The 10,872-nt window shown below is 68.9% G+C and carries 10 protein-coding genes; 6 read left to right on the forward strand and 4 right to left on the reverse strand.

The genetic code is table 11. The annotated features are described in order from the left end of the window. Positions 1-230: 230 nt before the first annotated feature. Positions 231-2,924: a polysaccharide deacetylase family protein gene (locus ACEN9H_RS23550; RefSeq protein ID WP_413672297.1), complete on the forward strand. Its 2,694-nt coding sequence runs from the start codon at positions 231-233 to the stop codon at positions 2,922-2,924. Positions 2,925-3,012: 88 nt separating this feature from the next. Here ACEN9H_RS23550 and ACEN9H_RS23555 read toward each other — a convergent pair whose 3' ends face one another. Then, complete coding sequence (locus ACEN9H_RS23555; protein ID WP_413672298.1) at positions 3,013-3,933, reverse strand: lipase secretion chaperone; 921 nt, start codon at positions 3,931-3,933, stop codon at positions 3,013-3,015. Then, complete coding sequence (locus tag ACEN9H_RS23560; protein WP_413672299.1) at positions 3,930-4,856, reverse strand: lipase family alpha/beta hydrolase; 927 nt, start codon at positions 4,854-4,856, stop codon at positions 3,930-3,932. The genes ACEN9H_RS23555 and ACEN9H_RS23560 overlap by 4 nt, the downstream gene beginning before the upstream one ends. Positions 4,857-5,013: 157 nt before the next feature. Between ACEN9H_RS23560 and ACEN9H_RS23565 the strand changes: the two genes are divergently transcribed. The 5 genes from ACEN9H_RS23565 to ACEN9H_RS23585 are packed head-to-tail and all read left to right on the forward strand — an operon-like array spanning position 5,014 to position 9,316. Next, the gene (locus tag ACEN9H_RS23565; RefSeq protein WP_056126229.1) at positions 5,014-5,286 is read left to right on the forward strand and encodes a KTSC domain-containing protein; all 273 of its coding nucleotides are present in this window, start codon (positions 5,014-5,016) and stop codon (positions 5,284-5,286) included. A gap of 49 nt (positions 5,287-5,335) precedes the next feature. After that, entirely contained in the window at positions 5,336-6,463 is a 1,128-nt protein-coding gene (locus ACEN9H_RS23570; protein ID WP_160410619.1) for a glycosyltransferase family 32 protein, read from the forward strand. After that, positions 6,460-7,656 (forward strand): glycosyltransferase family 1 protein, encoded by a 1,197-nt coding sequence (locus ACEN9H_RS23575; RefSeq protein WP_056126226.1) that lies wholly within the window; start codon positions 6,460-6,462, stop codon positions 7,654-7,656. The genes ACEN9H_RS23570 and ACEN9H_RS23575 overlap by 4 nt, the downstream gene beginning before the upstream one ends. Before the next feature lie 2 nt (positions 7,657-7,658). Beyond that, entirely contained in the window at positions 7,659-8,486 is an 828-nt protein-coding gene (locus ACEN9H_RS23580) for a glycosyltransferase (RefSeq protein WP_056126224.1), read from the forward strand. Then, complete coding sequence (locus ACEN9H_RS23585; RefSeq protein WP_413672300.1) at positions 8,483-9,316, forward strand: glycosyltransferase family 2 protein; 834 nt, start codon at positions 8,483-8,485, stop codon at positions 9,314-9,316. The genes ACEN9H_RS23580 and ACEN9H_RS23585 overlap by 4 nt, the downstream gene beginning before the upstream one ends. Here ACEN9H_RS23585 and ACEN9H_RS23590 read toward each other — a convergent pair. Together ACEN9H_RS23590 and ACEN9H_RS23595 are read right to left on the reverse strand one after the other, a co-directional pair. Then, entirely contained in the window at positions 9,313-10,101 is a 789-nt protein-coding gene (locus tag ACEN9H_RS23590) for a hypothetical protein (RefSeq protein ID WP_056126220.1), read from the reverse strand. The genes ACEN9H_RS23585 and ACEN9H_RS23590 overlap by 4 nt on opposite strands. Beyond that, positions 10,098-10,844: a hypothetical protein gene (locus ACEN9H_RS23595; RefSeq protein WP_160410621.1), complete on the reverse strand. Its 747-nt coding sequence runs from the start codon at positions 10,842-10,844 to the stop codon at positions 10,098-10,100. The genes ACEN9H_RS23590 and ACEN9H_RS23595 overlap by 4 nt, the downstream gene beginning before the upstream one ends. Between the last annotated feature and the right edge of the window lie 28 nt (positions 10,845-10,872).

The raw sequence follows: 10,872 nt of genomic DNA on the forward strand, positions 1-10,872 counted from the left end.
TGCCAAAAAAAGTGCAATAACGAGCCGAAGTAGCGCATTTACACGCGAGCGGTGCCAAAATCGTACCCGGCTGGAAATTTCCCTAAGTTATTGTTCCAGTTGGGCTTTTCATTGAATTTGATAGGGCAGTTCGGGTGACAATCTGCTCACTCCCCCACATTAAGTTTTCGTTAGCAAAAGTCACGCCGTTAGTGATATTGTTGCCGCGATATAACTTTTTCAACACCGCCGTGAAACGCAAAGCCCTTTACCTCGTCATCTTCGCCATCGCCGCAGCCGGCGCCGCCAGCGGCACCTGGCTCGCCAACCGCAAGCCGGCTCCACCACCGCAGGCAGCGCAGGCCACGGGGCCGACTAAAGAAGCCACCGCCATCGCCGCCGACATGCAGCAGGTGCTGGCGGCCTACCGCAAGATGATCGTGCTGACCCAGGACGAAGCCGGGCTCTCCTCGACAGGCCGGGAAGAGGTCAACCGCGTCGGCCAGCAGCTGTTCCATGAAAACCAGGAACGCATCAACAAGATCGACGATGCGCTGGAAAGCCTCGTCGGGTCGCAGAACCCACGCCGCTTCGAGGCGGTCGGCGGCCTGCTTGATTACGTCGAGTCGGGCGAAGGCCTGTACGACGCGGACCGTCTCGCGTTCCGCGAACTGATGCAGTCGCTGCTGGCCAGCGTGGCGAAGGATTCGTCGCTCCCGGCCATCAAGCTGCACAAGCGGATCTCGGAAGACGTCGACGCGCTAACCGAGATCGAGCGCAATTACGAGAACGAGATCCGTGCCGTCTTCGGGCGCTTCGAGACGCGCTCCATCACGCTCAAGCGCGAGAAGTGGGACAGCTACGTCGCCTACCTGAAGACGCTCTACCAGCGCGACCGCATCCTCAAGGATTACGGCGTCGTGCTGCCCTACCCCGCCAGGCCGGAACCGCCGAACCAGGACAACAGCCCGACCGCGCAAAAGGAAGAGGACGAGATCTTCGGCAAGGGCCTGCCCAAGAAGACGATCGTGCTGACCTTCGACGACGGTCCGCATCGCCGCTACAGCGAGGAGATCGCCGCGATCCTCAAGCAGTACGACGCGCCGGCCGTGTTCTTCAACGTCGGCCGCAACCTCGGTACGCTCGACGCGCACGGCGCCGCGCGGCTCAATGCGGGCGCGGAAGTCAGCCGCAAGCTCAAGGCCGCGGGCTATGTGCTCGCGAACCACAGCTTCTCGCACGCGCAGTTGTCGAAGGAGAGCGGCGCCAGCCTGAAGGCCGAGATCCTCGATACGGACACGCTGCTGAAGGCCGTCGATCCGCAACGCTCCGCGCTGTTCCGCTTTCCCTACGGCGCGCGCAACAAGGAGGGCATGCACCTGCTGGCCGACGCGCACCTGAAGTCCGTCATGTGGAACATCGATTCGCTGGACTGGGCCGATCCGGTGCCCTCGTCCATCGCCGATCGCGTGCTGCGCGCGGTCGACAAGGAAGGCCGCGGCATCATCCTGTTCCACGACATCCACGAGCGCACCGTGAAGGCGCTGCCGGCGATCCTCGACCGGCTCGTCGCCGAGGGCTACCAGTTCGCCGGCTGGGATGGCAATACGTTCCGCGTGAGCGGCGGCGCGCATGCGGCCCCGGCACCCGTCGCACGTGCGGCCGCGACCGGGTATGCGTCCTCGTGGGCGATCGTCGTCGGCGTCGACGGTTATCCGAAATGGCCGCGCCTGCAGTACGCCGTGCGCGATGCGGAAGGCGTCGGGCAGGCGCTCGTGCAGAAGTTCGGTTTCGCGCCCGATCACGTGGTCACGCTGAAGAACGAGCAGGCCACGCGGCGCGGGATCCTCGCCGCGTTCCACGATCTCGTCGGCCATGGAGGCACGAGCGGCCTGCAGCCGAACGACCGTGTGTTCGTGTTCTTCGCCGGCCACGGCGCCACGCGCAAGCTGAGTTCCGGCCGCGATCTGGGCTACATCGTGCCGTACGATGCCGATCCCGAAAACCTGGCCAGCGACGCCATCCCGATGACGGAAATCCAGAACATCGCCGAGAGCCTGCCCGCGAAGCACGTGCTGTTCGTGATGGACGCCTGCTACAGCGGCCTCGGACTGACGCGCGGCGGCGCCAACGCGGCCTTCCTGCGCGATAACGCGAAGCGCCTCGGCCGCCAGATGCTGACGGCGGGCGGCACGGACCAGATGGTGTCCGACGGCGGCCCGAACGGCCATTCCGTGTTCACGTGGACGCTGCTGCAGGGCCTCGGCGGCAAGGCCGACCTGAACGGCGACGGCCTGATCACCGCGACGGAGCTGGCAGCGTACGTGGCGCCGGCGGTGGCCAGCGTGTCGCAGCAGACGCCCGCCTTCGGCAGCCTGCCCGGTTCCGAAGGCGGCGACTTCGTGTTCGAACTGCCCGAGGAAAGCGAATTCCTGAATACGAACACGGCGCAGCTGTCGAACGATGCCATCGCGCTCAACACGAAGCTGGACGCGAAGGCGTCGGCGCCGACCGCGCCCGTCGTCGTGAAAGACCTGCAGGGCGGCGAGCAGACGATCAAGGCGCCGGCCGCGGTGCCGGTGTCGAGCCGCCAGCAGGCGCAGCGCGCCAACGACCACGGGCTGCAGCTGTACAAGGAAAAACAGTACGCGCAGGCCGAGGCGCAGTTCACCGAAGCGCTGAAGCTGCGGCCGAACTTCGCGCTCGCGGCGAACAATCTCGGCTTCGTCTTCTACAAGCAGGACAAGTTTGCCGAGGCGGCGCGCTGGTTCGAGAACGCGATCAAGATGGACCCGTCGCGCGCGATCGCGTACATGAACCTGGGCGACGCGTATGCGCGCGCGGGCGATGGCGAGAAGGCGAAGGCGGCGTACAAGACCTATCTCGAGCTGGCGCCGAGTGGGTCGGGGGTCGGATATGCGAAGGGGCAGATCGAGAAGCTATAAATGAACCGTCGTTCCCGCGCAGGCGGGAATCCAATTTAGGCCGGCACGCTGCTAAACGTGGGTCCCCGCCTTCGCGGGGACGACGGTTTTAAGGTTGCGGGCCGCCCTCATACGCCCCCAACCTTCGCTGCTCATCCTCGCTGAACATGCGATTGCGCAGCGCCGTCACGGCCGCCTCGTCGTTCAATCCGCGGCGCTGAACCAGATACGCATCGATCCGCCGTCTCCACGCCGCCTCGTCACGATCCACATCCGCCAGCCGCTGCGCCGCATCCACACCAAACGCCTCCGCGCGCAGGCGGAAGACATCGTCCTCGCCCGCGCCGCCGGCCCGCAGCCGTTCCGCCTCCTCCTGCACGTGCACGATTTTCAGAGGCGCCTCACGCGCCGCACGCACATCGGCCGGCAGGCCGGCATCCAGCGCGGCCAGGCGCGCCCGCTTCTGCTGCGCGTCCAAGGTGCGGTCGTCGCGGATCTCCATGCGTGCCAGGGCCTCCGCATTGGCGGCATCCTCGCGGCCGAAGATCGCGGCGATCTCGCGCCGGCTGAAATACTGCGCGCGCAGGCCGCGCAGCGCGTCGAGCCGGCGCTTCAGGGCCGCGGCGTCCTGACCGACCAGGCTGCGGTCGGCGCCGACGCCCGCCAGCGCCTGCCGGTACGCGATGTAGCGCGTCAGCACGCGCTTCGCTGCCGCGGCGGCGGCCGGGCGCAAGGTGCGGTCCAGTTCACGCTCGATTTCCGCCCGTACCGCGGCGGGCGATTTCTCGCCCACGGTGCTCAGGTAGTAGTCGAACAGTTCGACCAGCCGGGCGTCCGCGACGATGCTGTCGTCCGGCGCCACGTGCACGGCGCCGTCCGGCCGCGTGCCTTGCAGCGATGGCGCGAACGCCTTCGCTGGCGGGGTGACGGTCACGGTCTGCATTGCCGGTGCTGGCCGCCCGGCCAGCATGGCCAGCCACAGCGTGCCGGCCGCGCCGAGCGCCAGGACGATGTTCGGACTGCGGTTCACAGGCCCATCTCGCGCAGGCGGTTGGCGTGCTGGCGGTACAGCGTGACGGGATTCGTCTCGAACAGGTTCACGAGGCCCGCGACCTGGTTCACTTCGTCCAGGTGGTTCAGCGCGTAGTCGTCGCGGATCACGCGGCCCAGGTGGCTGGAGCAGCTGCCGACGAGCCCATCGTTCTTCTCGCCGCGGAACGCCAGCGACACGAGGCTGAGCGGCGCGTCGATCGGGTCGAGCAAATTCGTGAACGGCTGCGCGCCGCTCCACGAGAAGTAATACACGCCGCGGGCCTGCCAGGCGCCTTCGCCGCACGCGGTCACCGGCAGACCTTCCGGATGCGCCGCATTGAACTTTGCGGCACCCGCAGTCGTCAGCGAATCCAGCGCCGCCGTCGACACCTGCGCGCTGCTGTCGCCGGACAGGAAGGCGATGGTGCCGGCCAGTCCATCGACGATGGAGCCCAGCACGGCCTCCGACAACGTCCCCGGCGCGACCGTGCCGCGGATGACGTCCGCTACCGCCGAACCTTTATTGACGCCGCCGACGCTCGTCACGGAGGCGACGAGGTTCGGCGCCACCGAGGCGACGTAGCGGATGGTCGGGCCGCCGTGGCTGTGGCCGATCAGGTTGACCTTCTGGGCGCCGGTCGCGGCCAGCACCTGCTTGACGTAGCTGAGCAGCTGTTCGCCGCGCACTTCCGTGCTGTTGGCGGCGCTCACCTGGGCGACGTAGACCTGGGCGCCGTCGCGGCGCAGCGCGTCCGTGATGCCGAACCAGTAATCGAAGGGGCCGATGCTGTCCCAGCCGAGCAGGCCGTGCACGAGCACGATCGGGTAGCGGGTCTGGGTATAACCGGCGGCGGATGCGGACAGCGGCAGGACCGACAGCGCGAACAAGAGTGCGGCGAGCCAGCGGGCGAAACGTTTCATCGGTGGGTCTCCTTTTTAATGATTGTCGTACGGCTGAGCCAGAGTACGTACAAGCGGAGGACGCAACAAGGCGCGCACGGCCGCACAAGACAGATTGGCTTGCCGAATCAGGTGAATGTCCCAATAATCCATGCATCGTCAGGGGAGAAAACCACACATGGACATGAAACGCATCAACGCGGGCAAGCTGCGCGCGATCGGCTACGACGCGCGCGAGCGCATCCTGCGCGTGGAATTCGACGACGGCAGTACGATCGATTACTCGGGGGTCGGCAGCGAAGTGTGGCGGCGCTTCTCGACGTCGGGCGCGGCCTGGAGTTTCTATCGCGATAATATCGAGGAAGAGTTTGCGGGCAAGCGCGGCCGCGCGGCCGTGGACAGCAAACGGGCGGAGCTGGAAGCGTTGTTCAGGCAAGCCGGCGAGCAATGACGGCGCCAGGACGCATGCTGGGCTACAATAGGTCTCTTCGGTCTCATCCATGAACCTGTTCAGCATACTCATCGCCGACCAGCCGCCCGATGCCCCGCCGCGCCTGCCGCCGGCGGTCGCACGCAACATCGGTTCGTTCAAGGAACACCATCCGGGACTGCCGCATCGCCTGTACGACCAGCCGGCCATCCGCGCCTTCCTGCGCGCGCACATGGAAGCGGACGTGTGCAGGGCCTACGAGGAACTGCTTCCGTATGCATACCGGGCCGACCTGGCGCGCCTGTGCCTGTTGCACGAGTTCGGCGGCGCCTATGCCGACCTGTCCGTGTTCTTCCATGAAGGGCTGCCGCTCGAGTCCGGCAAGCTCGTCGTGTTTCGCGACCGCGCGGTGGATGCCCCGTGGATCGTCAGCAACACGATCATCGCGGCGCCGGCCCGCCTGCCCGCGTTCGAAGCCGCGATCCGCATGATCGTCGCCCATTGCCGCCGGCGCTACCGCGGCGTGTCGTCGCTGTGCCCGACCGGTCCCGTCCTGTTCGGCAAAGCCATCGCGTTGCACTGCGAGCCGGAGCAGATCCACTTGGGCGAGGTGATCAACGTCGCCCAGCGCGAGACAACCGAGACGCTCGCGTTCGTCGACGCGACGAACGGCAGGCTGGTCGCGTACCGCGCCAAGTCCGCAGCCGGCCTGGACGTCCTCGGCATGGACGCGGGCGTCAATAACTACAACGACTTCTACAACGCCCACCTGGTGTACGCCAGCGACTTTCCGGTCATCATCAAAGCGGACTTCCTCGCCGCCCATGGCGCTCCCGGCGGCCGGCTCGAGGGCACGCATTGGCTCCTCGCGCGCGACGGGGGCGACGGCGTGCTCGCCGCCGCCGGCCGGTGTCGCCTGCCGTTCCCGTTCGCGGCCGGCCGCCACCGCGTGCTGCTCGACCTGGCCTGGGCGACGCCCGGCGAAGTGGGCCTGGCCGCCACGGCGCACGGCTCCGGGGCGACGCTGGCCTGCGCGCGCCGGCGCATCGACGAGACCGGCCCGGCCAGCGTGACGCTCGACCTCGATGTCGAAGCGAGCCGCAAGGACATCGTCGTCGCCATCCTCGCCGCGCCCGGCGCTCGCGTCGCGGTGGCCGGGCTGCGCATCGAGCGGTTGCAAGGAGACATACCGACATGATCAAGTATATTTCCTATGGCGACACGACCGGCTATGGGCTGGCGGGACTCGCCTACCTGCGCGGCCTGGTGAACCTCGGGCTGGACGTCCACTGGCAGCCGATGTTCTGGGGCGCCGACGGCCTGCAGCGCTGGCTGCCGGCCATGTCCCCGCAACTGCTCGAGGTCGTGCGCGCCGCCGGCGCCGACCCCGCGCTGCGCGATCTCGGCCCGCTGCTGCAGCGCACCGCCGCCCCGCGCGACTACCGCATCGTCGTCGCCCACCTGGTGCCGGAATACCTGCCCGCGTGCGTGGAACCCGGCAAGGCGAACTTCGCCTACTGCACCTGGGAATCGGATCGCATACCGGCGCACTGGCCGGCCATCCTGAACCGGTTCGACGGCGTCCTGGTACCGTCGACGTTCAATGCCGAGGTGTTCCGGGCCGGCGGCGTGACCGTTCCGCTGCATGTGGTGCCGCATATCCGCCGCCACGCGCACGACGACGTCGCGCCCGGCCAGCTCGACGACATGCGCCGCCAGCTCGGCATCCCCGCCGGGCACCACGTGTTCTACACGATCGGGGCCTGGATGCTGCGCAAGGACTTGCCGCGCCTCATCGAGGCGTTCGTCGAGGAATTCGACGCCGACGAGCCGGCCGCGCTCTGCATCAAGACCTCGACCCGGCCCGTCCATTTCCCGCTGCCGCACGAAGCCGGCAGGACGTCGCTGCAACTCGTCGAGGCGCAGCTGGCGGCCCTGCGCGCGCGACTCGGGCGGCCCCGCCTGCCGCCCGTCGCGGTGCTGGCCGGCGACGGCATCAGCGGCGCCTGGATCGATCGCCTGCACCGGCTCGGCGACACCTATGTCTCGCTGACGCGGGCCGAAGGCTGGGGCATGGGCGCGTTCGACGCCGCCGCGCTCGGGCGTCCGGTACTCATGACCGGCTGGAGCGGCCACCTGGACTTCCTCGGGCGCGACCACCCCGGCCTGATCGGCGGCACGCTGGCGCCGATCGACTGGCCCGGCACCTCGTACGGCCCCGACCACCACTGGGCCGTCGCCGACGTCGCCGACGCGCGCAGCAAGATGCGCTACCGCTTCGTGCACCGCGGCCAACCCGATCCGCACGCCCGCCTGCTCGGCGAACGGATCGCCAACCTGTACGCCGAGGGGCCGGTGATGCGGCGCTTCCGGCACGCGATCGGAGCATGAGCATGGTGCCGCGCCTGTTTCACTTCGTATTCGGCCTGAAGGAACAGACCGAGCCCTTCCACCTGGCGCATTACCTGTGCCTGGAATCGTGCCGCCGGATCAATCGTCCGGACGCGATCTGGTTTCATTACGCCAACGAACCCCATGGACCGCTGTGGGAACGGATCAAGCCGCACCTGACGCTGCGCCCGGTGGCCCGCACCGCGCTGCCGCTGGCCGCCTATGCCGCCTCGGAAGAAGGCCGCGGCATCGCCGCCGCCGGCTGGAGCTATGCGCACGAGGCCGACTTCATCCGCCTCCAGGTCCTGCGCGAGCATGGCGGCGTGTATGCCGACATCGACACGCTGTTCGTCGCGCCCATGCCCGACCACCTGTACGGCCACGCCTGCGTGCTCGGCGACGAAGGCGCGCTGCCCGACGAACGCGGCATCCTGCGGCCGTCGCTGTGCAATGCGCTGATCCTCGCCGCGCCGGGGGCGCCGTTCGTCGCGCGCTGGCTCGACGCCTCGTACGGCGCGTTCGACGGCAAATGGACCAGCCACTCCTGCCAGCTCGCGAGCCGCCTGTGGGAACGGCATCCGGAACTGCTCCACGTGGTGCCGCGCCAGTACTTCTACCGTCACCCCTGGACGCCGGACGGCATGTGCAACCTGTTCGAGCGGCTCGACCCGGACGTGCGCGACGTCTTCAGCCTGCACTTGTGCAGCCACCTGTGGTGGAGCGCGGAACGCACCGATTTCACCCGCTTTCACGCCGGCCTGCTGACCGAGGACTACGTGCGCGCCGGCGCCACCACCTACGCCATGCTGGCGCGGCCGTTCCTGCCATGAGCGGCGCCGCCCTGGCCGACTTCCTGCCGCAACCCGGCCGCGGCGTCGATTTCAGGCTGGGCCAGGACGGCGTCCTGGTCCAGCAAGGCCGGCTCGACCTCGTGACGTTCCCGCGGCGGCCGCTCGTATCGTGCCTGATGGTCACGCGCGGCCGCCTGTTCCCGGCGCGCTTCGCCGTCGACGCCTTCCGCAGCCAGACGTGGCCGGAGCGCGAACTGGTGCTCGTCTGCGACGCGCCGGGCACGCCGATCGAGGCGCATTGCCGCGCGCTCGACGATCCGCGCATCCGCGTGGTGACGCCGGACCGGCCTGCCGGCAGCCTGGGCGAACTGCGCAACCTCTCGCTCAGGGCCGCGCGCGGCGACTGGATCTGCCAGTGGGACGACGACGACCTCTACCACCCGCAGCGGCTCGAACTCGGCATGCTCCTGCTGCAGTCGATGCAGGCCGATGCCATGTTCCTCAGCCGCTGGCTGCTGTGGTCGCCGGGGGCGCGGCGCCTCGGCGTGTCCGGCGCGCGCGAATGGGAAGGGTCGATGCTGGCGCGGCGCGCCGCTGTCCCCGACTATCCCGGGCTGGCGCGCGGCGAGGACACGGAAGTGATGCACGCCATGCTGCGGCGCGGCCGCATCGCGCTGGTGGACGCGCCCTGGCTGTACACCTACGTGCAGACCGGCGCGAACACATGGACGGCCCGGCATTTCGAGGCAATCTGGGAAGCGGCAACGCTGGTGGAAACGGCAGCGCGCTACGACGCCGCGCTGGCCGCCCTCGAGACCCAGGGCCCGTATCGCGCGTACGCGACGGCGGCCGCGCAGCGGCCGGACTAGGCGCTGCGGCTCGAGCCGGCCTTCGGCGCGACGTGGGCCTCGACGCCGTGCGCGCGCATGAATTCGACGCGGCGCGCATGCAGCGCATCGTTCGGGTCGAGCGCGCAACACACGGTCGCCGCCCCGGTGCAGCCGTGTGGCTCGCGACGCAACTGTTCGAACACCAGCCGGTCCTCACCGTCGCCGCTCGCGAACGCCGCGCACGACCACAGGTGCACCACGTGCAGCAGCTCCAGCTTGTCGATCGCCAGCCCGCTCGGGCGCACGAAGCCGCCGAAGGCCTCGGCGTAGATGCCGCGCCCGACGCCCACGCTCTCGAGCCCGTCCACGCAGAGTTCCTGTCCGGTATTGCCGTCCGCGTAGATCGAATACGAGTACGCCCATTTCTTGCCCTCGATCGCTTGCAGGATGCGCGCGCAATGGTCTTCCTTCAGCCAGTCGTCGTCGTCGAGGTAGACGACCACGCGGCTGTCGGCGAGCAGCGTCAGCGCGGAGCGCAGCGAGCCGCCGTAGTACGAGGCGTGCGGTCCGCCGTGGCGCTGCGACGTCGAGTAGCCGAGGTTGATCAGCGTGACCGTCACGTGGGGCGGGCATTCGGGCGCCAGCTCGTCCAGCAGCGCCGCCAGGCGCCCGTCCGGGTCGCAGTCGACGCCCAGCAAGACCTGGATGCGGCCGCCCTGCCCGTCCGCGAGACGTTGGCGGAACACCGAGCGCACCGCGCGCGCCAGCGAGGCGCGGCAGGTGGTGACGATCGCCACGGCGACGGCATGGCGGCTCGGGTTCATAGCGGCCGCAGGGCGAACGGATAGGCGTCCGCGCCGGCGCGCCGGGCAACGCGCAGGCGCACGTCCTCGGCGCCCTGCGCGCCCGGCCGGTGATGGGTCTCGTCGCGCTGCGGGGCGTGGGTCGAGGCCAGCCCGACGTCGTTGAAAAACAGCGGCAGCGTGGCCGTATAGCAGATGGCGCGGCGGTACAGCAGGTGGTCGGCCACCAGCTTGCCGCAGGCATGCACGCCCGTCAGGTCGAGGGCGACGCCGTCCGGGCAGTAGCGCGCCAGCAGGGACTGCATGCCCCGGCGCGACACCACGTAGGCGCCCGCCGAATAACATGCCGGCTCCCATTCGTGCCACAGGATGCCGTGCCGCAGGTACAGCTCGCCCAGCGCCAGCACGACCGGCGCATGGCTCACGTGCAGTTGCAGGATCTCCCAGTCGGGCGGCGCGCTGGCCAGCAGGGCGGCGCCGTCGAACAGGTGGTGCGAGCGGACGTCGTCCTCCAGCACCAGCGTAGCGGCGGCGCCCGCGCGGTACGCGGTGCCGACGGCGCGCAGGTGCGACGCCATGATCGCCAGCTCCGGCAACGAATTGACGAAGGGTTCGCGCACGCGCACCGGCGGCAGCGTGTCGGGCGTCACGGCGTCGATGCGCGCGTGGACGACGCCGGCGCGGTCCAGGAACGCCTGCGCCAGCGCGCGCCGCTGCGCGTCGGCAGCGCGGTTGATCCAGAAATGCGGTAGTCCTTCGAGCATGCGCAGCAGTCTATCCCAAATGCGCCGC

Origin of the sequence: Massilia cellulosiltytica (assembly GCF_047325105.1) — a bacterium.
Taxonomy (GTDB): Bacteria; Pseudomonadota; Gammaproteobacteria; order Burkholderiales; family Burkholderiaceae_D; genus Telluria; species Telluria orientalis.